Raw genomic sequence first — 653 nt, 5'->3', positions numbered from 1 at the left:
CGTGTCGGCGAGTAAATCAGTTGATTTAACTGAGCCGGTAAGCGGAATTTAGCGTGTCGCACGAGTCGGTCGATTTTCCTTTGCTCACGCGTGTCAATTTCATGTGTAAGCAATAAACTGATGCGCTCTATAAAGCTTTGTTCTTGATATAGATTTGGCTGTTCAAGCTGCTGCTTGAGTGCTTGCTTTATACCCGATAACTTGAGTAGTTGAAGTTGCTGGTTAATGGTGTTTATCATGTTTTCATTCCTTAATGGTAATAATCTGTGCCACGTATGTTGCTATGTGTAATTGGCTTGTCAGGCTCTGTTTTATGTGTGGGTAACGGTTGTTGATCTAACCCTTTTTTCAGCATCTGCTTTATTGATTTGAGTGTGGTCGTATTCATCACAATTGCGCGATAGCATGCTTGCTCAAGCCGTTCTTTTGAATAGGTTTTAGCTAAACTTAACAGCCCTAAACAGATGCGATAAGCGTGCTCGGGGTGACGTTGTCCACTGAGCTGTAACTCAACAACTTGGTGGGTATACTCCCCGATACTTAATGCCCATGAGCGTAAGTTTATTGGTGACTGCTCATGCTGTTTTTGATGCGCCAGAGGCATATGGTGAGACTGTGTTGTATGCCCGCCTAAACGTTGTGAACGAGGATGT

General features: G+C 43.5%; 1 protein-coding gene and 1 pseudogene. Both read right to left on the bottom strand.

The window, feature by feature from the left end:
* Positions 1–239 (bottom strand): ATP-binding protein (locus J7338_RS20560; protein WP_210798830.1); only part of this gene is annotated, 239 nt, incomplete at its 3' end.
* A gap of 11 nt (positions 240–250) precedes the next feature.
* A pseudogene (locus tag J7338_RS20555) lies at positions 251–653 on the bottom strand (IS21 family transposase); the annotation flags it as partial.

This window comes from Pseudoalteromonas ostreae (assembly GCF_018069805.1).
In the GTDB taxonomy this organism is placed as follows: Bacteria; Pseudomonadota; Gammaproteobacteria; order Enterobacterales; family Alteromonadaceae; genus Pseudoalteromonas; species Pseudoalteromonas ostreae.
Note: the sequence above shows the minus strand (reverse complement) of the source record. Positions and strands in the feature narration are given on the sequence as shown.